20 protein-coding genes are annotated in these 21,663 nt (G+C 70.7%); 4 read left to right on the forward strand and 16 right to left on the reverse strand.

The window, feature by feature from the left end; genetic code table 11:
• Positions 1-71: 71 nt before the first annotated feature.
• The 7 genes from dnaK to U2P90_RS05975 form a co-directional block, all read right to left on the reverse strand.
• Positions 72-1,961: a molecular chaperone DnaK gene (gene dnaK, locus U2P90_RS05945; RefSeq protein WP_322474193.1), complete on the reverse strand. Its 1,890-nt coding sequence runs from the start codon at positions 1,959-1,961 to the stop codon at positions 72-74.
• A gap of 187 nt (positions 1,962-2,148) precedes the next feature.
• Positions 2,149-3,624: a beta-N-acetylhexosaminidase gene (gene nagZ, locus U2P90_RS05950; protein WP_322474194.1), complete on the reverse strand. Its 1,476-nt coding sequence runs from the start codon at positions 3,622-3,624 to the stop codon at positions 2,149-2,151.
• Entirely contained in the window at positions 3,621-4,667 is a 1,047-nt protein-coding gene (locus U2P90_RS05955; protein ID WP_322474195.1) for an SIS domain-containing protein, read from the reverse strand. The genes nagZ and U2P90_RS05955 overlap by 4 nt, the downstream gene beginning before the upstream one ends.
• A gap of 124 nt (positions 4,668-4,791) precedes the next feature.
• Positions 4,792-5,673: a carbohydrate ABC transporter permease gene (locus U2P90_RS05960; RefSeq protein WP_322474196.1), complete on the reverse strand. Its 882-nt coding sequence runs from the start codon at positions 5,671-5,673 to the stop codon at positions 4,792-4,794.
• The gene (locus U2P90_RS05965) at positions 5,670-6,578 is read right to left on the reverse strand and encodes a carbohydrate ABC transporter permease (RefSeq protein WP_295816731.1); all 909 of its coding nucleotides are present in this window, start codon (positions 6,576-6,578) and stop codon (positions 5,670-5,672) included. The genes U2P90_RS05960 and U2P90_RS05965 overlap by 4 nt, the downstream gene beginning before the upstream one ends.
• A gap of 308 nt (positions 6,579-6,886) precedes the next feature.
• Positions 6,887-8,140 carry an extracellular solute-binding protein gene (locus U2P90_RS05970; protein ID WP_295816733.1) on the reverse strand — a complete coding sequence of 418 codons (1,254 nt, stop codon included), beginning with the start codon at positions 8,138-8,140 and terminating at the stop codon, positions 6,887-6,889.
• A 95-nt stretch (positions 8,141-8,235) separates the two neighbouring features.
• Positions 8,236-9,096, reverse strand: a complete 861-nt coding sequence (locus tag U2P90_RS05975; RefSeq protein WP_295816735.1) for a MurR/RpiR family transcriptional regulator — start codon at positions 9,094-9,096, stop codon at positions 8,236-8,238.
• 454 nt (positions 9,097-9,550) lie between these two features.
• Between U2P90_RS05975 and U2P90_RS05980 the strand changes: the two genes are divergently transcribed.
• Positions 9,551-11,662: a glycosyl hydrolase family 18 protein gene (locus tag U2P90_RS05980; protein WP_322474197.1), complete on the forward strand. Its 2,112-nt coding sequence runs from the start codon at positions 9,551-9,553 to the stop codon at positions 11,660-11,662.
• A gap of 57 nt (positions 11,663-11,719) precedes the next feature.
• Here U2P90_RS05980 and aguB read toward each other — a convergent pair whose 3' ends face one another.
• Positions 11,720-12,613 carry an N-carbamoylputrescine amidase gene (aguB, locus tag U2P90_RS05985; RefSeq protein WP_322474198.1) on the reverse strand — a complete coding sequence of 298 codons (894 nt, stop codon included), beginning with the start codon at positions 12,611-12,613 and terminating at the stop codon, positions 11,720-11,722.
• 58 nt (positions 12,614-12,671) lie between these two features.
• Here aguB and U2P90_RS05990 point away from each other — a divergent pair, with 58 nt between their 5' ends.
• A complete protein-coding gene (locus U2P90_RS05990) occupies positions 12,672-12,920 on the forward strand; it encodes a hypothetical protein (RefSeq protein WP_295816739.1) in 249 nt (82 codons plus the stop codon).
• Between the two features lie 24 nt (positions 12,921-12,944).
• Here U2P90_RS05990 and U2P90_RS05995 read toward each other — a convergent pair whose 3' ends face one another.
• The 7 genes from U2P90_RS05995 to U2P90_RS06025 all read right to left on the reverse strand — a co-directional run bounded on the left by U2P90_RS05995 (position 12,945) and on the right by U2P90_RS06025 (position 19,590).
• Positions 12,945-14,198, reverse strand: coding sequence for an ATP-binding protein (locus U2P90_RS05995; protein ID WP_322474199.1), 1,254 nt, complete (start codon positions 14,196-14,198; stop codon positions 12,945-12,947).
• Positions 14,199-14,243: 45 nt separating this feature from the next.
• On the reverse strand, positions 14,244-15,293 hold the full coding sequence (locus tag U2P90_RS06000; RefSeq protein ID WP_322474200.1) for a tetratricopeptide repeat protein: 1,050 nt from the start codon (positions 15,291-15,293) through the stop codon (positions 14,244-14,246).
• Between the two features lie 49 nt (positions 15,294-15,342).
• Positions 15,343-15,945 carry a response regulator transcription factor gene (locus tag U2P90_RS06005; protein WP_322474201.1) on the reverse strand — a complete coding sequence of 201 codons (603 nt, stop codon included), beginning with the start codon at positions 15,943-15,945 and terminating at the stop codon, positions 15,343-15,345.
• Between the two features lie 94 nt (positions 15,946-16,039).
• Positions 16,040-17,233, reverse strand: coding sequence for a sensor histidine kinase (locus U2P90_RS06010; protein WP_322474202.1), 1,194 nt, complete (start codon positions 17,231-17,233; stop codon positions 16,040-16,042).
• A gap of 13 nt (positions 17,234-17,246) precedes the next feature.
• The gene (locus U2P90_RS06015) at positions 17,247-17,837 is read right to left on the reverse strand and encodes a DUF1349 domain-containing protein (protein ID WP_322474203.1); all 591 of its coding nucleotides are present in this window, start codon (positions 17,835-17,837) and stop codon (positions 17,247-17,249) included.
• Between the two features lie 35 nt (positions 17,838-17,872).
• A complete protein-coding gene (locus U2P90_RS06020; RefSeq protein WP_322474204.1) occupies positions 17,873-18,691 on the reverse strand; it encodes an ABC transporter permease in 819 nt (272 codons plus the stop codon).
• On the reverse strand, positions 18,688-19,590 hold the full coding sequence (locus U2P90_RS06025; protein WP_322474205.1) for an ABC transporter ATP-binding protein: 903 nt from the start codon (positions 19,588-19,590) through the stop codon (positions 18,688-18,690). The genes U2P90_RS06020 and U2P90_RS06025 overlap by 4 nt, the downstream gene beginning before the upstream one ends.
• A gap of 126 nt (positions 19,591-19,716) precedes the next feature.
• Between U2P90_RS06025 and rlmB the strand changes: the two genes are divergently transcribed.
• Both rlmB and U2P90_RS06035 read left to right on the forward strand, forming a co-directional pair.
• A complete protein-coding gene (gene rlmB / locus U2P90_RS06030; protein ID WP_322474206.1) occupies positions 19,717-20,427 on the forward strand; it encodes a 23S rRNA (guanosine(2251)-2'-O)-methyltransferase RlmB in 711 nt (236 codons plus the stop codon).
• 124 nt (positions 20,428-20,551) lie between these two features.
• Positions 20,552-21,448 (forward strand): aldose 1-epimerase, encoded by an 897-nt coding sequence (locus U2P90_RS06035; protein ID WP_322474207.1) that lies wholly within the window; start codon positions 20,552-20,554, stop codon positions 21,446-21,448.
• Here the strand turns inward: U2P90_RS06035 and U2P90_RS06040 are convergent.
• Positions 21,426-21,662 (reverse strand): hypothetical protein, encoded by a 237-nt coding sequence (locus U2P90_RS06040; protein WP_295816757.1) that lies wholly within the window; start codon positions 21,660-21,662, stop codon positions 21,426-21,428. The genes U2P90_RS06035 and U2P90_RS06040 overlap by 23 nt on opposite strands.
• Between the last annotated feature and the right edge of the window lies 1 nt (position 21,663).

Consider the following 21,663-nt stretch of genomic DNA (forward strand, 5'->3'; position numbering starts at 1 on the left):
TTTCAGAGAAGAGGGGAGAGGGGGCGCGTGGCCGTCCTCTCCCCTGAAGGTGCGGTGCCGTGCGGAGGACGTTACTCGGCGGGCTTGAAGTCCGCGTCGATCACGTCGTCGTCGGCCCTGTTCGCGGTCGGCTGGCCCTGGGCGTCGCCCTGGCCCTGCCCGGCCTGCTGCGCGGCGGTCATGAAGGAGCGGAGTTCCTCCTCCAGCTTCTTCTGGGCCGACTCGATCTTCGCGTCGTCGTCCACGCGCACGGCTTCCTCGGCCTCGTCGGCCGCGGCCTTGAGCTTGTCCTTGGCGTCCTGCGGGGCCGAGCCGTTCTCCTCGATCTGCCCGAGGGCCTGGACACGCAGCGAGTCGAGGGTGTTGCGCTTCTCGACGCGTTCGCGGCGCTTCTTGTCGGCGTCGGCGTTCTGCTCGGCTTCCTTCACCATGCGCTCGACGTCGGTCTTGTCCAGGGTGGTCGTGTTCTCGATGCGGATGGAGCTCTCCTTGCCGGAGGTCTTCTCCTTCGCGGTCACGTGCAGGATGCCGTTGGCATCGATGTCGAAGGTGACCTCGATCTGGGCCTGACCGGCGCGCATGGGGGGAATCCCTTCCAGCTTGAAGCGGCCCAGGCTCTTGTTGTCGGCGGCCATGGGACGCTCGCCCTGCAGCACCACGATCTCCACGCCCGGCTGGTTGTTCTCGGCGGTGGTGTAGATCTCGGTCTTCTTGGCGGGCACCGTGGTGTTGCGGGTGATCATCGGGGCGATCATGCCGCCCTTGACCTCCACGCCGAGGGTCAGCGGGGTGACGTCCACGAGCACGATGTCGCCCAGGCTGGAGTCGCCCTGGATGATGCCGGCCTGCACGGCCGCGCCGAGCGCCACGGCCTCGTCGGGGTTCACGGACTCGTTCGGCGTCTTGCCGACGATCTCCTGCACGATGCGCTTGACCGCCGGGATGCGCGTGCTGCCGCCGACCAGGATGACCTCGTCGATCTTGCCGGCGTCCAGCTTGGCATCACTGAGGGCCTGTTCGACGGGCTTGCGCACGCGGCGCAGCAGGTCGCCGGTCAGTTCCTCGAACTTCGCGCGGGTCAGCGTGCGCTCGAGGTGCATGGGCGTGCGCGTCTCCGGGTCGAAGGTGATGAACGGCAGGGAGATGCTGGTATCGCTGGCGTTGGACAGCTCGATCTTGGCCTTCTCGGCGGCCTCGATGAGGCGCTGCAGGGCCTGCTTGTCCTTGCGCAGGTCGAACTTGTGCTCCTTCTCGAACTCGCCCGCGAGCCAGTCCACGATGCGGTGGTCGAAGTCCGCGCCGCCCAGGTGCGTGTCACCGGCGGTGGATTTCACCTCGAACACGCCGTCGCCGAGTTCCAGGATGGTGACGTCGAAGGTGCCGCCCCCCAGGTCGAAGACGAGGACGGTCTCGTTGCCCTTGCGCTCCAGGCCGTACGCGAGCGCGGCGGCGGTGGGCTCGTTGATGACGCGCAGGACGTTCAGGCCTGCGATCTCGCCCGCCTGCTTGGTCGCCTCGCGCTGGCTGTTGTCGAAGTACGCGGGCACGGTGATGACGGCGTCCGTGATCTTCTGGCCGAGCTTGTTGCTGGCGTCCGTGACGAGCTTGCGCAGGACTTCCGCGCTGACCTGCTCGGGCGCGAGATCCTTGCCGTCCACGGTGATGCGCACGCTGCCGCCGGGGCCTTCCTTGACGGCGAAGGGGCTGCGGGAGGCCTCTTCCTTGACTTCATCCCAGCGGCGGCCGATGAAGCGCTTGACCTCGAAGAGGGTGGCGGCGGGGTTCAGGGCGGCCTGACGGCGGGCGATCTGCCCGACGAGGCGCTCGTCGCCCTTGTACGCGACGACGGACGGCGTGGTGCGCGCGCCCTCGGCGTTGACGATGACTTCGGGGCGACCCCCCTCCATCACGGAGATCACGGAGTTGGTGGTACCAAGATCGATTCCGACAGCTTTGGCCATGGGTTGACTCCTTGCAGGGTAAGATTCTGCCGCCCCGTGGGACAGCAGTTCTGAACACAAGTTATCATAGGGCCACACTTGGCAAGAGTCAATAGACTTGAGTGGAGTACGCTCAAGTTTAGGGCGAGGGTCAATGGACGGTGAACGCCCCGGTATGTCACCGGGGCGTCAGGGCACGGCGCGCGGGTCAGCCCCGCAGCGCCGCCGCCAGCGCCCGCAGGTTCGCCTCGCGGAAGCCGTGCGTGACCACAGCGGGCAGCGGCACGTGCTCCACCGCGTCCGGCGACCACAGCGCCACGTGCAGGGCAGGCGTGGGCCGGAACGCGAGGGCCTCGGCCAGCGTCCGCACGCCGTCCGGCACGCCCCAGCGCTCCGTCGTGGCGAGTAGCACGGGCGCGTCCGGGTGGGCCTCCAGCGCCCGCCGCGCAGCCCCCACATCGTCCGACGCCACATACACGAGTCGCGGGAAACTCTCGCGCAGCGCCCCCGCCAGCGCCTCGCCGGTCAGGGAGTCGCCGTAGGGGCCGCCCACGTCCGGGCGGGCGGGGGCGAGCAGCAGCACCGGCCCCGCCGGGTCGAGGCGCACCGGCCCGCCGTGCCACGTGAGCATCCGCGCCGCCCAGCCGTCGACGAGCGCCTCGTCGGCCGCCTGCCGATCCGCCGGATACGGCCGGGGCGTGCCGGGAAAGCGGGCCATGGCGCGCTCCAGCCGGGCCACCGCCTCCGCCACGCGCGCCCCTGACACGGTGCCGTCCCGCACCGCCGCGTGCAGCGCCCGCGCGTGCACGTCGTGCAGGCCGGCGTCCCCGTGCCCGCACACGAGCACGGCGTCCGCCCCGGCCGCGAGCGCGAGGCCCGCGCCCCGCCCGTCCGGGTAACGATCGGCGACGGCCTTCATGTCCATCGCGTCGGTCACGACCACGCCGTCGTAGCCCCACTCCTGGCGCAGCACGCCGGTCAGCAGCGCGGGGGACAGGGTCGCGGGCCGGTCGGCGTCCAGCGCGGGGTACAGGATGTGCGCGGTCATCACGCTGCCCAGGCCCGCCCGCACCGCCGCGTGGAACGGCACCCACTCGGTGGCCTCCAGCGCCGCCCGCGACTTGGCCACGACCGGCAGCGCTAGGTGGCTGTCCACCCGCGTGTCGCCGTGCCCGGGGAAGTGTTTGACGGCGCTCAGCACGCCGGCGTCCTCGCTGCCGCGCGCCCACGCCACGCCCAGGGCGGCCACCCGCGCCGGGTCGGCCCCGAAGGAGCGCTCGCCGATCACGGGATTCAGCGGATCGACGTTCACGTCCACGCTGGGCGCGTAGTTCCAGTTGATGCCGAGTTCCAGCAGCCCGCGCGCGGCGACCTGCCCGGCCTCGTACGCGGCGGCCTCGTCGTCCAGCACCCCCAGGCCCTGCGGGGTGGGGGGCTGCGGCACGTCCAGCCGGCGCAGCACCGCCCCGCCCTCCTGATCCAGGGCGACCAGCACGTCGCGGCCCAGTGCGCCCCGGATGTCCGCCACGAGCCGCGCGGTGCGCTCCGGCGTGGTGAGGTTGCGAGAGAACAGGCACACGCCGCCCACCGGGTGATCGCGCAGCCAGCGGCCCTCGGCGGGGCTGAGGTCGGGGCCGGCGAGATCGACGATCAGGGCGCGTTCGGGATTCAGGTCAGCCGTCATCGTGTCCTCGTGACCTTCGACAGGCGGGGCGGGGCGTCCGGGTTCTGGCCGCGGAGCAGCGCCGCGTGCGCGATCACGAGCTGCGCGGCCAGCGCGGACGCGGCCGGATCCGTCAGGGCGTGGCCGGTCGGCGGGGTGGGCACGGTGGCGTCCGTGTCGTGCAGCGGGGCCCCGATGGACAGCACGGTTGCGCCGTAGCCGTGCAGGCCCTCGTACGTCGCGGCGGTCAGGGGCGCGGTCGCGTCGCGCGCCTGGAAGCACACGGCCAGCGTGCCCGGCTCGGCCAGCCGCGCGGGGCCGTGCGCGAACTCGGCGGTGGAGAACGCCAGCGCGCCCACGCCCGCCGTCTCCTGCAACTTCAGCGCGGTCTCGGCCGCCACGCCCCCGTGCAGGCCGCGCCCCAGCACCAGCGGGCGGTCGTTCCCGGCGAGCAGCGCCGCCGCCTGCCGCGCCAGCGCCTCGCCGTGGATGACCTCGCGCAGCGCGTCGGGCAGGCGGGCGAGCGCCCCCGCCAGCGCGGCATCGGGGCGCAGGGCGTGCAGCAGCCGCGCGCCCAGCGTCAGGGCCGCCAGATACGACTTCGTGGCCGCCACGGCGCGCTCCTCGCCGGCATGCAGCGGCAGCACCAGGTCGGCCACGTTCGCCAGGGGGCTGCCCTCCACGTTCACCAGCGCGACCGTCAGCGCCCCGCCCTTGCGGGCACGCAGCAGCGTCTCCACGATGTCCGGGCTGCCGCCGGACTGGCTGACCGCGAGCACCAGCGCGCCCCGGTACTCGACGTCCGCGCCGTACACGCCCGCCACGCTGGGCGCGGCGCTCACGACGGGCAGGCGCAGGTGCGTCTCCAGGCCGTACCGAAGCGTGGTCGCCGCGTGATCCGACGAGCCGCGCGCCAGCGTGACCACGAAGGCCGGCGCGAAGGCGTCGATGGCGCGGGCGACCTCCTCGACCTGCGCCCGGTAGGCGGCCTGCCGCTCGACGACCTCCGGGGCCTCGCGCGCCTCGCGGAGCATCAGTGGTTCGGCGCTCCTGTCCAGGCTCATCCGGAACCTCCGCGGTTCCAGGACAGACTGTGGACAGATCGGCCAGCCCTTCCACCACTCCAGTTCTGCAGTGTGTTCACACCCGCTCCGCTCGGGTTCCCCTGCGGCTCACCGGAAGGCCCGCTCACTTGACCGCTCCTTCCATGCCGCGCAGGAACAGCCGCTGCGCGAGCAGGAACACGACCAGCACCGGCAGCATCATGAACAGCGACCCGGCGGCGATGTTGAAGGGATCGTAGTTGAACTGCCCCTTGAGCTTCAGCACCGCCACGCTCAGCGGCACCTTCTCCGGCGCGCCGGACAGCACGACCATCGGCCAGAAGTACGCGTTCCACGTGGTGACCAGCGTGAAGATCCCCAGCGCCGCGAGGCTCGGGCGCGTGAGCGGCAGCATGATCCGCGTCAGGATGGTCAGCTCCGACGCCCCGTCGAGCCGCGCGGCCTCCATCAGGGCGGTGGGGATCGCCAGGAATGCCTGCCGCATCAGGAAGATCCCGAAGGCCCCCGCGATGGTCGGCACGACCACGCCCAGGTGCGTGCCGAGCAGGTGCATCCCCTTGAGGGTCAGCGTGTTCACGATGAAGTTCGTCTCGCTGGGCAGCACCAGCGTCGCCACGATCGCCGTGAAGATCACGTTCCGCCCGGGAAAGCGGAAGCGCGCCAGCGGGTACGCGGCCAGCGACGACACGACCAGCGTGCCCACCACGGTCATGAGCGTGATGGACACCGAGTTCCACAGGTACGCGCCCAGGTGGAAGGTGTTGAACACGTCCACGAAGTTGTGCAGCGTGACCTGCCGCGGCCACAGGCTCGCCGGGAACGCGTAGATGGACACGCCCGCCCGCTTGTCCGTCAGGGCGATCGCCAGCGTCCACACGAACGGGAAGATCGCGAAGATCAGGATGGCGACCAGCAGCACGTAGCGCACGGCCAGTCGCGCGGGCCGCCGCCAGCTCACGCGCGGGCGGGCCTGCACGGCCGGGCGCGGGCGGCTCACGGCGCTCACGCGCCCTCCGCGACGTCATCCGTGCGGAACAGCCGGAAGTTCACGGCCGAGATGACCAGCGCCACCACCGCCACGACCAGTCCCGCCGCGCTCGCCAGCCCGTAGTTGAAGTCGAAGCCCTGGAAGGCCTTGGCGTACACGTACATCAGCGCCGTGTACGTGGAGTTCAGCGGCCCGCCGTTCGTCAGCACCAGCACCTCCTCCAGCACCCGCAGCGCGGCGATCGTCGACAGCAGCGTGCACAGCAGGATGGTCGGGCGCATCAGCGGCACCGTCACCCGCCAGAAGCGCTGCCACGCGTTCGCGCCGTCCAGCACCGCGGCCTCCTCCAGCTCCTGCGGGATCGTCTGGAGGCCCGCCAGGTACAGCACCATGTAGTACCCGAAGCCGCGCCAGAACGTCACCAGCATGACCGCGAAGAACGCCCACGTCTCGGAGTTCAGCCACCCCACCGCCTGCTGCGAGGTCGTGAGGTGCAGGGACGTCAGCACCCAGTTCAGGACGCCCTCGCGGTTGAAGATCCACTCGAACATCACCGCCGCCAGCGACACGGACGTCACCACCGGCACGTAGTACGCCGCGCGGAACCACGTCATGCCCGGCAGCTCCCTGTTCACGAGTACGGCCACCGCCAGCGACGCCAGCTGCAGGATCGGCACCACCAGCAGGTACCGCACCGAATTCCAGATCGCCGTGTGGAACAGCGGATCGCCGGCCAGCGTGCGGAAGTTGTCCAGGCCCGTGAACTTCGGCCCCAGCCCCTGCGCGAAGCGCGCCCCCGTGTACTCCGTGAAGCCCAGGTACGCGCCGTACACCAGCGGGTAGAACGTGAACACCGCCAGCAGCACCAGCGCCGGGGCCAGGAAGGTATACGACATCAGCGTCTGCCGCCAGTGGACTCGCATGGATGGAAACTCCTTTGGGGGGATTGGGCGGTGGTGCGGCGGGCGAACCCCTCTGCTGCGCAGCTCTACGAGCCCGCCCCTGCGGGGCACCTCCCCTCAAGGGGAGGCAACGAGCACATCATTGGCTCCCCTCAAGGGGAGCTGGCCGCGTAGCGGACTGAGGGGTTAACCGGGCCAGTGCATCCATGACAAAGCAACTCAAATAGCGTCTCTGTTTAGCTTAGAGGCCCGCCCAGTCGTCAGGCGGGCCTCCAGTTCACGTCAGGCGGGGTGGCGGACACTCGCGCGGCGCGCCCCACGCCTTGCCGTCACTTCTTCATGTTCGCGTTCCAGTACGTCACCGAGTCCGTCAGCGCCTGCTGGGCGGTCTTCTTGCCGAGCAGCGCGGCCTCGATGTTGTCGTTGAAGTTCTTGTACAGGTCGTCGCTGTTGCCCGGCGCCTTGTACCCGGGGTTGATGTACCGGCCCGACGCGCCGACCAGGGCCGTGGCCTTGGCGACGGGGTCGGTGCTGGTGGTCTTGAACTGCGTGCTGCTCTGGGCACCGGCGGTGGTGGGCACGACCGGAACCACCTTGGCGAAGGCGAGCTGGTTGGCGTTGTTGGTGAAGAACGCGGCGAGCTTCGCGGCGGCGGCGGGGTTCTTGCTGGCGGTGGGGACGACCAGGGCCATGCTGCCGCCGGTCTGGACGTTCGCCTTGCCCAGGGGAGCGCCGGTGACGACCGTGCTGGCGTACAGGTTCGGGTTGGTGTCCTTGATGCGCGTCAGCGCCTGGGGGCCGCCGACGATCATGGCCACGCGGTTCTGGGCGTACAGCTCGGTGGCGAGCTGGAAGGCCTCACGGCGCACGGCGTCCTCGGGGACGTAGCCACCCTTGTACAGGTCGACGAACTGCTGGAGCAGCGCGGCGTGGGCAGCCGTGTTGAAGGCGGCCTTGCCGTCGGCGGCGTAGATGGGCAGGCCCTCGGCGTAGAAGTAGCCCAGGAACGACGCGGTGTTGGGGTCTTTCAGGGCGGGCACCCACGCGTACGCGCCGGTCTTGTCCTTGATGGTCTTCGCGTTGGCGATGAGTTCGCTGGTGGTGCGCGGGGCGCGGGTCAGGCCGGCCTTCTTGAACAGATCCGGGTTGTACAGCAGCACGCCCTCGTTCAGCCAGCCGTACCACGGGTACGCGTAGACCTTGCCGCCGGACGTGAAGTTGGCGAGGCTCTGCGGGTAGAAGGTGGCCTTCAGGGTGGCGGGGCTGGTCAGGTCGCTGGCGGCGCGCAGGAAGCCGTTCTGGGCGGCCTTCTGCGTCTCGTCGATGTTCAGGTTCACGACGTCCGGCGCGTTGCCGAGGTTCACGCTGCTGATGAAGTCCTGCACCATCGAGTCCTGCTTGTCGGCCCAGTTGACCTTGATGCCGGGGTTGGCCTTCTCGAACGCGGCGATGGTGTCCTTGATGTAGCCGTCGAACTTGGGGCTCAGGTACCACGTCCAGAAGGTCACGGTGGTCTGGGCCTGGGCAGAGGCGGCGGCGGAGAGGCCGAGGGCGAGGGTCAGGACAGTCAGGGTGCGCTTCATGGTGGTCTCCTTGCGGGAAAGGGGCGGAGGGCCGGCGGAATCGAAAACGTTTTCAGGCCGGGGTGCGGCGCGGGGTGGGGGCATGGAGCGTGGCCTCAGTACTTCTTCTCGACGACGCTCTCGGCGGTCACGCGCAGCATGGCAGCGGCCTCCGGGCGGCGGGCGAGCAGGGCGGCGTACAGCACCTCCAGCACCAGCGTCTGCGAGGCGAGCGTGTCCAGCACGGAATCCGTCAGGGGTTCCTCCTGTGTGGACGTGAACAGCACTGCCTTCGCGTAGCGGGTGATGGGCGAGCTGGCGCGGTGCGTGATGGCAACGGTGTAGTGGCCGTGGCTCTGCGCCAGGCGCAGGTGCTGCACGGTGTCGATGGTGCTGCCGGAGCTGGACAGGGCGATGACCACGCCGCCACGCGGCAGGGTCGAGATGCTGACCGCCGACTGGTGCGGATCGGTGTACGCGGTGGCCGAGATCCCGATCCGCAGCAGCCGGTGCGCGAACAGCTGCGCGACGAGGCCCGAGTTGCCCTGCCCCGTGAGATCCACGCGGGGGGCGCGGGCCAGCGCGGCGGCCACGTCCTCCATGACCAGGGGGTCGAGCAGGCGGCCGGTGTCCTCCAGCGTGCGGCAGGTCTGCTTGACCACCTGCGCGGCCTGCCCGGCGAGGTCGCCGGGATGCGCGGGGGCGCTGGATTCGCGGCCCGCGACGTCGGAGGCCAGGGCGATCTTGAAGGCGTGGAAGCCTGCGAAGTCCAGCTTGTGGCACAGCCGCGTGATGGTCGCCTCGCCCACACCGACGGACGTGGCGAGTTCGGTGATGGTCTGGTGCACGACCGTCTCGGCGTGCGTGACGACGTGCTCGGCCACCCGTTGCAGCGACGGCGACAGGCCGTGCGAGTGAAGGCGGATGCGGCTGATGACGCCCTGCGTGGGCGCAGGCCTGGGAACCGTCTGACTCATGGGCCCTCCAGGGCAGGGGAGCGGAAAACGGGGGTCGATGTGAACGCTGTGGAGGTATCTTAAACCCTGAAAATTATTTTTGTCAACAGCGGGCGGAATCGGGGATTAATTTTCAACAGGGGTGGAACGGGCGGGCCCGGGGAGGCTCCGGGGCTGCCCTGACGGCAGTGCCGGGTGGCGCGGACGGGCGCGGGGGGGCAGCGGAACGAGCGACAGGGCCTGAAATCCGGCAGCACCCGACCTGACAGAGGGAGATGGCCCCTGCGCCTTCAGTGCGACGGACGGGCCCGACCTCCGCTCCGGACGGCATCCATCACACCCTATGAAAAAAATCACCATCGAATGTTGACAATCTGAAAATTATTCCGCATGATGCGGCAGTCCTTCCAGTTCACATCTGAGTGCATCGCCCACGCCACGTCACGACGTTTCCACTCGACCCCCGAGGTGAGGTATGGAGAAGACCGCCGTCCGACTGACCGCCCTGCTTGCCCTGTCGCTGGCCCTGGGAGCCTGCGGGGAATCGCCGCAGGTCGGCGCGACGCTTCAGGCCCAGGCCGTGTGTAGCGCGTGGACGGAAGGCCCGACCTACACGGTGGGCCAGGTGGTCACATACCTGGGCATCACCTACACCGCCATTCAGACCCACACGGCGTATGCGGGCACCGGCTGGAACCCCAGGGACACGCCCAGCCTGTGGAAGGCCGGCGGCACCTGCGACAGCGGCGGCGGCGACACGACTGCGCCCACGGTCAGCGTGAGCAGCAGCGCCAGCAACGTCACGACCGCCTCGACCATCACCCTGACGGCCACCGCCAGCGACAACGTGGGCGTGACGAAGGTGGAGTTCTACGACGGCACCACGCTGCTGGGCACCGACACCAGCGCTCCGTATACCCAGGCGGTCTCGCTGACTGCGGCCAACAATGGCACCCGCAGCTACACCGCGAAAGCCTTCGACGCTGCCGGCAATACCAAGGCCAGCGCGGCAGCCAGCGTGACGGTCAACATCGCCGGCAGCGGCGACACCACCGCGCCCTCGGTCAGCGTCACGGCCAGCCCCAGCAGCGTCACGGCGGCCGGGAACGTCACGCTGAGTGCGACGGCCAGCGACAATGTGGGCGTCACGAAGGTCGAGTTCTACCAGGGCGCCACCCTGCTGGGCACCGACACCACCGCGCCCTACAGCGCCACCGAGGCTGTGACCAGCGCGAACAATGGCACGCGCAGCTACACCGCCAAGGCTTTTGACGCCGCTGGCAACAGCAGGGTCAGCGCCGCCGCGTCGGTCACCGTCAACATCACCACCACGCCGCCGCCCACCAGCGGGTACAAGCGCATCGCGTACTTCGCGCAGTGGGGCATCTACGGCCGCAATTACCAGGTCAAGAACATCGACACCAGCGGCACCGCCGCCACCCTGACCCACATCAACTACGCCTTCGGTAACGTGTACAACGCGGGCGGCACCTACAAGTGCGACATCGTGACCCGCGCCGAGAGCGGCAACGGCGACGGTGGCGACGGCTTTGCCGACTACGGCAAGTCCTTTGACGCCGCGACCAGCGTGGACGGCGTGGCCGACGTGTGGAGCCAGCCGCTGAAGGGCAACTTCAACCAGCTCAAGAAGCTCAAGGCCAAGTACCCGAACCTGAAGACGCTCATCTCGCTGGGTGGGTGGACGTGGAGCCGGTACTTCAGTGCGGCGGCCAGCACTGCGGCGTCGCGCCAGGCGCTGGTCAGCTCCTGCATCGACCTGTACATCAGGGGCAACCTGCCCGTGTCGTCCGACGGTGCAGGCGGCGTGGGCGCGGGGGCAGGTGTGTTCGATGGCATCGACATCGACTGGGAATACCCCGGTGGCGGCGGCCTGGCGTACAACACCGTCAGCGCCGCGGACAGGCAGAACTTCACGCTGCTGCTGCAGGAATTCCGCCGCCAGCTCGACGCGGTGCGCCCCGGTCTGCTGCTGACCATCGCCGCGCCCGGCGGCCCGGACAAGATCTCCAATCAGGATCCGGCCGGCTACCGGAGCGCCGTGGACTGGGTGAACATCATGACCTACGACTTCCGGGGCGCGTGGGACGCGACCGGCCCCACCAACTTCCACAGCAACCTGTATACCGATCCGAACGGCCCCGGCACGGCACCTGCCAAGACCTACTCGGTCGATACCGCCGTGAACGCCTTCCTGGCCGCCGGCATGCCTGCGAACAAGATCGTGATCGGTGTACCGTTCTACGGGCGCGGCTGGACGGGTGTGCCCAGCGCCAACAACGGCCTGTACCAGAGCGCCAGCGGCCCCGCCCGGGGCACCTACGAGGCCGGTATCGAGGACTTCAAGGTGCTGAAGAACGCCCCCGGCACCGTCTTCCGCAACGCCACCACCGGGCAGATGTGGAAGTACGACGGCACGAACTTCTGGAGCTACGACGACGAGGCCGTCATCGCCGCGAAGATGGCGTACATCAAATCGAAGGGCCTGGGCGGCGCGATGGCGTGGTCGCTGGACGGCGACGACAGCGTGGGCACACTTGCGAAAGCGGTGGCCAACGGGCTGAGGTAAGCCGTCCAGGAGAACGCCCGCCACCGGCTTGACCGGGGCGGGCGTTCTTATCTGTGTTCAGCCCCGCCGCGTGACCCCGTCCGTCGTCAGCAGGGGGCCGTACAGTTCCGGCCGGCGGTCGCGGAAGAAGCCCATGCCGGCGCGGAACTTCCGGGCCTCGGTCAGGTTCAGGTCGTGCAGCAGGGGGCCTTCCTCGGTGTCGCCGAATTCGGCCACCAGTTCCCCGGTGTAGTCGCTGATAAAGCTGTGCCCGTAGTACGTCTGCGACAGGCCGCCCACGACCTCCGTCCCGATGCGGTTCGCTGCGCCCACGTAGGTGCTGTTGCTCACGGCGTGCCCGACCATTGCGCGCTGCCACATGTGGTGGCTGTTCGGCGACTCGACCTCGGCCGGTTCCGAGCCGATGGCGGTGGGGTACAGCAGGAAATCCGCGCCCTGGAGCATCATCACGCGGGCCGTCTCCGGGTACCACTGATCCCAGCAGATGCCCACGCCCACGCGCCCGAAGCGGGTCGGCCAGACCTTGAAGCCGGTGTCGCCGGGGTTGAAGTAGTACTTCTCCTCGTAGCCAGGGCCGTCGGGGATGTGGGTCTTGCGGTAGTTGCCGAGCACGCTTCCGTCGGCGTCGATGCACACCAGCGAGTTGTAGTGCGCCTGCCCCGCCGCCTCGAAGTAGCTCAGCGGCAGCACCACGCCCAGCTCCCGCGCGAGATTCTGGAAGCGCCCGATGAACGGATGGTTCTCCTGCGGGTGCGCGAGCACGAAGTAGTCTTCGCGCTCCACCTGACAGAAGTACAGGTTCTCGAACAGCTCCGGCAGCAGGATGACGTTCGCGCCCTGCCGGGCGGCGTCGTGCACGTGGGCCTCGGCGCGGGCCACGTTGTCGTCCAGTTGATCCGTGACGTGCATCTGCACGACGGCGAGCTTCACGGTGTCGGGGGTGCGCGTCATGCGTGCCAGGGTACCGGATGCACGTCAGGCCGATGGTGCCGGCCGGTATCCTGCCCGCATGGACACGCACCTGCTGGGCTACGTCGGCGCGGTCTGCCTGATCGCAGGTGGCGTGGGCTGGGGCGCTCAGGTGGCCGGCCATGGCGTGACCGGCCGCATGCTCGTGCTCACTGTCGCCCTGAGCGCCGTGGGCCTGACCCTCGCCGCCCGCGCGTTCCTGGCCGGCCACGACCTGCCGCTGATCCTCGGCGCGGTGGGCGCGCTCGCCGGAGCGACGCTGATGGTCTTCACGCGCCGGGACGAATAGGGCCTGCCGACCGGGCCGCCGCGCTCACAACAACCGGCGGCTCCGCATGTACGCCACCAGATCGTCGTAGGCCCCGCCCTCGTTCGCGAACTGCGCGACGTTGCGGGCGGTCTCGAACCACGGGCCGGTGCTGGGCTTCACGTCGCGGAGCACCCGCGCGACGTCCTTCGGGCCGATCGGGCGGGCGGTGCCGCTGCGGATCGAGTCCTCCAGCGCCAGTTCCGCCGCCGAGTCGACCACGTGGGCGAGGTCGGCCCCCGAGTAGCCGTCGGTGCGGGCGGCCACGTCGGCCGTGTCCAGGCCCTCGTGCAGGCGGCCGCGCAGGTGCAGGTCGAGCAGGGCGCGGCGGGCCTCGGTGTCGGGCGGCACGACCAGCACGGTACGGTCGAACCGGCCGGGGCGGCGCAGGGCCGGATCGACGTCCCACGGGCTGTTGGTGGCGGCCAGCACGAACACGCCGTCGTTGGAGGTCGTGGCCCCGTCCAGCTCGGCCAGCAGCTGGTTCACCACGTTCGCGCCGCTGTGGCGCATCTGGCTGCGGCGGCGGCCCAGGGCGTCGATCTCGTCGAGGAACAGCACGCACGGCGCGCGGCGGCGGGCCTCCTCGAAGACCGCGTGCAGGTTGCGCTCGCTCTGCCCGATGTACATGTCGAGGATCTCCGACAGCCCCACCGACAGGAACCGCGCGTCCAGCTCGCCCGCCACGGCCCGCGCGATGTACGTCTTGCCGCACCCGGGCGGGCCGTACATCAGCAGGCCGCCGCGCAGGGACTTGCCGTACAGGCGCGTCAGTTCGGGATTGCGCATGGGGGCCAGCAGGGCGCGTTCCAGCCGCTGCTTGACCTCCGCCATGCCCGCCACGTCCGCGAAGGTCACGCGGGGCAGGCCCGTCTCCAGCAGCTCCGACGGTTCCGGCGGGGCCGGTTGCGCATGGGCCCGGAGGGGCTCAGTGCGTGGGGTGCCGACCACGGCGTACGGACTGGTGGGATGCTCCGGTGGGGGAACGGGGGGCACCTGCACGCCGGTCAGGGCGTTGTGCAGCTGCTGGTAGCCGGTCGCCCGCGCCGTGTCGCCGGCCTCCTCGGCCGACCACGCGGCCAGCCGCAGGGCCTCCAGGTGGGCCGGCTGGGCCGCGAGCACGGCCGTGGCGTGCGCCAGGGCGTCGGCAGCGCGGTGCGCCTGGAGCAGCAGCGACGTCAGGTGCAGGCGCAGGGCGTGGTTCTCCGGACTGGCCTGCACGGCCGCCTCCAGCCCGCTGATCACGGCGTCGTCGGTCATGGGCGCGTCCTCATGTCCGGCCACTGTAGCGTTCCGGGTTCCGGATTACCGGCGGCGCAGCCGGATGCCCCGCACCGCGCCGACGATCAGGAAGGCGACCAGCCCCAGCATCAGGACGCTGATGAGGAGACCGGCGGGCCCGGCCAGCCGCGTGTCCAGCAGCCCCACGACCCCCAGCACGACGATGCCCAGGACGCACACGGTCACGCCGACCTCGCGGCGCATGGGGCGCACGAGGGCCACCGCCGCCCGCAGCTCCGGCGGCAGGCGGCGGTACCGCCACACGTTCCGGGTGGTCAGGCCCACGGCCATCACGGGAATGAGCGCGATGCCGGCCTGCGGGATCATCGCCAGCCGCCACGTCCAGCTGCCGCGCGCCAGCGGGCGGGGCAGGTAGGCGTGGCTCAGCGCCGAGAAGTATGCGCGGGCCGCCGGGTCGCCCGGGGCCAGCCGCACGGCGTCCAGGGCGGTGCGCAGCGCCGTGTGGGGATCATTCTGCCGCAGCTGCGCCCACGCCAGCGTGCCCAGGCCCGGCACGGACTGCGGTTCCAGCGCCAGCACCTGCCGGGCCAGCCGCTCGGCCTCCGGCGCGTCCCGGCGCTTCAGGGCCAGTTCCGCCAGCGTGACCAGGGCGGGGGTGGAGTGCGGGTGCAGTTCCAGCGCCCGCGTGAGCAGCGTCCGGGCCTCGGCCGTGCCCCCGGTCTGCAGCACGAGCTGGGCCAGGGTGACCCTATAGCCGGGGTGGAACGGCGTGAGCGCGATGGCCGACCGCAGCGCGTCCTGCGCCTGCCGGGCGTGCCGGCGGGCCGCCCCCCAGCGCGGATTGCGTCCCAGCACGTGGGTATTCCACACGCCCAGCGCCAGGAAGAACTGCGCCTGACCGCTGTGCGGATCGGCTCTCACGGCCCGCACGGCCGCCTCGAGGGCCTGCGGGTACGCCTCCGCGTCGTGGTGCGCCTCGCTGAGCAGCGTCCACAGCGCGGCGTTGTCAGGATCGGAGGCCAGCAGGGGCGAGAGCAGCCGCAGCGCCTCGGCGGGCCGCCCCAGCTCCAGGGCGGCCCGCACCCGTGTCGTCTCGACCCCGGTGGCCGTCATGGGGATTCACTGTACGGGATCGGGGTGAGCAGGTTTGCAGGGCGCGACTCTACAGCCAGCCCTTCTCCCGCGCCGTTCTCGCCGCCTCCACCCGGTTCTCTGCCCCCAGCTTCCCGATGGCTTCCGACAGGTAGTTGCGCACGGTGCCCTCCGAGAGCTTCAGGGCGGCGGCAATGGCGGCCGTGCTCGCTCCGCCCTCGGCCTCGCGCAGCACCTGCCGCTCGCGGTCGGTCAGAGGATCGCTGTCGCCCCAGGCTTCGGCGGCGAGCTTCGGGTCGATGGCGCGGCCCCCAGCGTGCACGCGCCGGATCGCGTCCGCGAGTTCGCTGGCGGGTGCGTCCTTGAGCAGGTAGCCGCGTGCGCCGACATCCAGCGCCCGGCGCAGGTAGCCGCTGCGCCCGAAGGTCGTGACGATCACGACTTTCGTGCCCGGCAGCTCCCGCGCCACCCGCGCCGCGAGATCAAGCCCGCTCAGGCGCGGCATCTCGATGTCCGTGACCAGCACATCGGGCTTCAGCGCCTGCACCGTCTCCCACGCCGCCTCGCCGTCCGGTGCCCCGCCCACGACCTCCAGATCGTCCTCCAGTGACAGCAGCGCACTCAGGGCCCCCAGCACGAGCGCCTGATCCTCGGCGAGGAGCACGCGGATCACAGCGCCCTCCGGGCGCGCTGATGGCAGAGGGCAGAGGGCTGACAGCAGACCGCTGCTGGCCCTCTGTCCTCTGCTGTCTGCTCTCGACACCCCTTCACGCTGTCACCAGTCCTGTCTCCGGCGTGCTGCGATCCTCGCCGGGGAGCGTGGCGGTCAGGGTGGTGCCGCCCGCGCCGCTCCGTTCCAGGGTGCCGCCGATGGCGCGCAGGCGCTCGCGCATGCCGGTCAGGCCGCTGCCCTCGGGGCCCGCGCCGCCGATGCCGTCGTCGTGCACGACGAGCCGCCACCCGCGCCCGTGCGGGGTGAGGGTGACGTCGACCGCGCGGGCGTGGGCGTGCCGGACGACGTTCGTGATCGCCTCGCGCAGCAGCATGGCGGCCGCCTGCTCCGCGCGGGGCGGCAGGGTCGGCAGGGCCTCCGTGACGCTCAGCTTCACGCCCGCCGTGTCCAGGGCGACCTTGGCGCGGGCCAGTTCGGCCCCCAGGCCGCTGCCCCGGTAGCCGCTGACCGCCGACCGGACTTCCGACAGCGCGTCCCGTGAAATGCGCTCGACCTCGCGGATCTCGGCGGCGGCGCGGGCCGGATCGCGCTCGGCCAGCTTGCCCGCCAGTTCGCTCTTCAGCACGATCACACTCAGGGTGTGGCCCAGCAGGTCGTGCAGATCGCGGGCAATGCGTTCGCGCTCGGCGTCGGCGGCGAGCTTCTCCTTCTCGGCCTGCACCTGCACGAGCCGCGCGTCGGCGACGTTGCGGCGGTACGAGGCGTGGTTGGCATACGCGGCGACCAGGGTGAAGACCATGTTCGGCGCGAGCCACGCCAGATCCTCCAGCGCGTAGCGCCCGTCCCAGAACGGCACCACCATGATCGCCACGTTCAGGAAGGCCAGCCACAGCGCCACCGCGACCCGCGCCTGAAAGCCGATGATGCTGCCCCCGTAGATGAGGAAGGCCGTGGCCGTGCCGCCGATCACGGGGAGCAGCACGAAATACGCCGCGAGCGCGTACGCCCACCCGGCCACCGCCCACCGGGCCGCGTGCTCCGGCGGCCGCACGAAGAACACCCGCGCGTACACCGCGACAAAGCCCGCCAGCACGGCCCAGAACCGCAGCCACTCGCCGGCCGGGCGCGGATGGTCGAAGAAGCCGATCAGCGGGTACGCCAGGAACGCCAGCCACAGCAGCGGGAACCACGCCCACACGCCCCGCTGCCGCGCCGCCACGCTCACCTGCATCAGCGTCCCCCCGCCCGCCACCGCAGCGGACACTGTTTCCGGGAGTTGCGGGGCCACCGCAGGGCCCTCCTCATGGCCGGGCCAGGTCGTGCAGGGGACGCCGATCGACGTCCTCCAGCACGAAGTCCGAGAAGGTCACGCGGAAGCCGGCGTCGCCGGGGCTGCACGCCATCACGCCCACTCGGGCGTCCAGCGCGGGCGGGAACGGGGCCACGCGCAGCAGCGTCCAGGGCTCGCCGGGGCCGGGCCGCGCGTGCAGGATCAGCGCGTCGTCCCGACGGACGCAGCGGCAGGTGACAGCCGCGTGGTCGCTGGCCGGCTGCACGCTCCAGTCCGAGACGCCGTGGGTGACCACCGCGCTCCACTGCTGGCGGCCCACGAATTCCACGCCCAGCTTCATCCAGCGCTCGCCATCTGTGCGCAGCATCAGGCCCGCCTGGTCGTAGAGGTGGCGGTACTCGCCGGCCACCGTCACCGTGGCCGTCCACTCCCGTGGGGCGGGGCGCAGCAGCGCGTGGCCGGAGTCGCGCACGAAGCCGTACTGCGTGTGGCACCAGAAATCCGAGCCGGGGGCGGTCTGCACCACCAGCCCGGTCTCGGGATGGCCCTCCGCGTGGGGGGGCGGGTTGAGCCACGTCATCCCGTGCCACTGGGCGGTCATGGCTCCAGTATGGCGCGTGCCGGGTTCAGGGAGCGTCACTGTTCGCGGGCCTCGTCGCGGCGCAGACCCCACGCGGCCAGGGCGCCGAACACCACCGCGAAGGCAGCCAGGGCCAGCCAGTGCCCTACCTCGCCGCCCGTCTGCCCGGCGACCGTGCCACGGGCGATGGCCCCCAGGTGGTACGCGGGCAGGTACGGCGCGAGGGTCTGGACGAAGGGCGGCATCTGATCCAGCGGCGTGAACAGACCGGATGCGAAGGACATCAGCACGCTCACGATGTTCGCGGTGATCTGCGCGGCGGTGGGGCTGACCAGGAAGCCGATGCACAGGCCCAGCAGGGTCAGCGGGATCAGGCCCAGCAGCAGCTTGACCAGCAGCAGCAGCGCGGTGCCCACGGGAATGGTCACGCCGCCCGCGACGTGCGCGAAGGTGTACAGGACGCCCAGGCTCAGGGCGCTGAAGCCCAGCGCGGCCAGCAGCTTGCCGCCGAAGTACAGCGCGGTCGGCATGGGCGACGCCCGCAGCAGCCGCAGCCACCCACCCGTGCGTTCCAGTGCGACTGCCGACCCGAACGAGAACATCGCCAGCGAAAGCAGCGAGTACGCCCCGAAGTTCACCAGGATCAGCGCCCCGAGCTTCAGGCCCTGATCCGTCGTCTCGTTCACGACGCCCAGCCCGAACAGCGCGAAGAACATCACCGGAAAGCCGATGGTGCCCACCGCGAACATCGGGTTCCTGAGCATGCGGCGCAGTTCGGCCAGGGCCAGGGCTCCCAGCGCGGGCAGGCGGGGGGCCCCGTGGGCGGCGGAAGCGGGAGCGGGCAGGTCGGCCGGGCGGAGGGTGGGTACAGTCATGCGGTCACGTCCTGGTGGGCGGTGGGGGCGGTGAGGCTCAGGAAGGCGTCCTCCAGGCTGGCGCGGCTGACCTCCAGCTCGGTGAAGGGGGTGTCCTGCCGGATCAGGGTGGTCAGCAGCACTTCAGGTGTGCGGGTGCGCAGGTCGGCGTGCCCACGGGCGTCCACGGCCGCGCTGTCCACGCCCGGCAGCCGCTGGAGTTCCGCCAGCACGAGGTCGGAGGTGAAGCGCACCCGTGCCCCGCCCGCCTGCGAGCGCAGCTGCTCGGGCGTACCGTCGGCCAGCACCGCGCCCGCGTTCATCACGACCACGCGATCCGCGGCTCGCTCGGCCTCCTCCAGATAGTGTGTGGTGAGCAGGATGGTGCGGCCCGCCGCCTTCAGATCGTCCATCGCGGCCCAGAACGCCGCTCTGCTCTGCGCGTCCATGCCGGTCGTCGGCTCGTCGATCAGCAGCACCTCGGGGTTGCCCACCACCGCCAGCGCGAACGCCAGCCGCCGCTTCTGCCCGCCGGACAGCGTGCCCGCCCGGCGGGTCGCTACGCTGCCCAGGTCGGCCAGGGCCAGCGCCTGCTCCACGGCCAGCGGGGCTGGATAGAAGCGGGCGAACAGGGTCACGGCCTCCTGCACCGTCAGCGCGGGGGGCAGGGCACTCTCCTGCGGCATCGAGCCTACGCGGCGGCGCACGTCGTCCTGGCGGGGGTTGCCGCCCAGCACGCGCACCTGCCCCGCCGTGGGGGCCCCCAGCCCCAGCATCAGCGAGATGGCGGTCGTCTTGCCGGCCCCGTTCGGCCCCAGCAGGGCGGTCAGTTCCCCGGCGCGGATGTCCAGGGACAGGCCGCGCAGCGCCGCCACCTTCCCGAAGGTCTTGTCCACGTCCGTCAGCTCGATCGCGTTCATGGGGGTATGGTCGCGGTTCTGGCGGCGGCGGCCCAGTGCCGCGTGTCAGGTGTGCGGGGTGACAGGTGTCATGTGGTGCAGGGCAGCGCGGAAAACCACTCCCCGCCCCGGAGTACACTTCTCCTCATGTTGTTGTATGGGCGAAATCCGGTGCTGGAAGCACTGAAAGACGGTCGCGTGACCGAGGTGCTGGTCGCCCGTGGCGTCGAGGACGCCTTCATCCGCGAACTCAAGGCGACCGGGGTTCATATCCGCTGGGGCGCACGGATCGAACTCGACCAGCTCGCGGGCACCACCGCCCACCAGGGCGTCATGGCCGAGGTGGAAGACCTGGCGTGGGCCAGCGTGGACGACATCCTCGACCGGGCCGAACAGAAGGGCGAGCCGCTGGTCATCGTGCTGCTCGACGGCATCACCGATCCGCGCAACTTCGGCGCGATCATCCGCAGCGCCGAGGTGCTGGGGGCCCACGGCGTGGTCGTCGAGGAGCGCCGCAGCGCCCCGCTGTCGCCGGTGGTCGCCAAGACCGCCGCCGGAGCCACGTCGTTCCTGCCGGTGGCGCAGACGAAGAACCTGCCCCGGCTGATCGATCAGCTCAAGGCCGACGGCGTGTGGGTCTACGGCGCCGCCGGCGAGGCCGCCCAGCCCATCGGCAGGGTCGATTTCTCCGGAAAGGTCGCCGTGGTCATCGGGGCCGAGGGCGAGGGCATGCGCCGTCTCGTGCGCGAGAAATGCGATGTGCTGGTCAGCATCCCCACCCGTGGGCAGGTGCAGAGCCTGAATGCCTCGGTGGCCGCCGGCATCCTGCTGTACGAAGTGACGCGGGGCCGCGCATGAGCCGCACCTCAGGTGAGCCGGAGGCGAACCCGAATGCAAGGAGGATGAGAGACAGACCGAACTGGAGCGAGGGAAGACCAGGCCGATCTGTCCACGGCCTGTCCTGGAACCGCGGAGGTTCGGTATGACCCTGGAGATCCAGACGATCTCCAGTGAGGCCCTGACGCTGGACATCCTGCCCGGCGTGGGCGCGAGCGTGCTGAACCTGCGGGCGGCCTCGGGGCAGCCGGTCATGCGGCCGGTGGATGTGGCGGACGTGCAGACCAGTTCCCAGTGCGCGAGCTTCACGCTGCTGCCCTTCTCGAACCGCATCCGGGACGCCCGGTTCACCTTCGGCGGCGCGGAGCACCAGCTGAAGGTCACGACGAAGGACGGCCTGACCCAGCATGGTGACGTCCGCAACCGTCCGTGGTCGGTCACGCGGATCGCGGATACCCGGCTGCGCTGCGACTTCGACTCGCGCGATGTCGGGGACGTGAACTGGCCGTGGGCCTTTACCGCCCGCGTGGAGTATGCACTGCACGGCCCGCACCTCGACACCTCGGTCACGCTGACCAACGTCGACACGGCGGCCATGCCGGCCGGGATGGGCCTGCACCCGTATTTCGTCCGTCACGCCGAGGGCGCCGATCCGCTCGTGTCCTTCGACGCCGCCCTGGCCTACGACACGGACGACCGGTCGCTGCCCACCGGGCCCGCCCGCCCCGTCCTGCCGGACGAGGACTACCGCACGCCCGCGGCTGTCGGATCCCGCACCATCGACCGGACGTACACCGCGTGGGACGGGGTGGCGCACCTCGACTGGGGCACACGGGGCCTGACCCTCACGGCCGATGGCGTGTTCTCACACCTCGTCGTGTACACCGCGCCGGACGGCTCGCTGGCGCTGGAACCGACTACGCACGCCACAGACGCCTTCAACCTGGCTGCCCAGGGCGTGGGCGGCACCGACATGCGCGTTCTCGCGCCGGGTCAGAGCCTGGCGGGAGCCGTGCGGCTCACGCTCGAAGGTCGCTGGTAACGCTCGACCTCGCCAGCAGCGTTCCGGCCCGGTCGCGCAGTTCGAAACCCGGCCGGTCGCGCTGGGCAAGCCACCTCAGGGCGTCGAGCACGTCGTCGGTCTCGTGCAGCACCTCGGGCCGGTCGTCGCCCGTCCACAGGACGCGGTACGCCCTGGGCGTGGCGGGCGCTTCCCAGCGGCTGCCCGCATCCTCCTTCACGAACGCTCTCGACATC

It is taken from the genome of Deinococcus sp. AB2017081, assembly GCF_034440735.1.
GTDB lineage: Bacteria > Deinococcota > Deinococci > Deinococcales > Deinococcaceae > Deinococcus > Deinococcus rufus.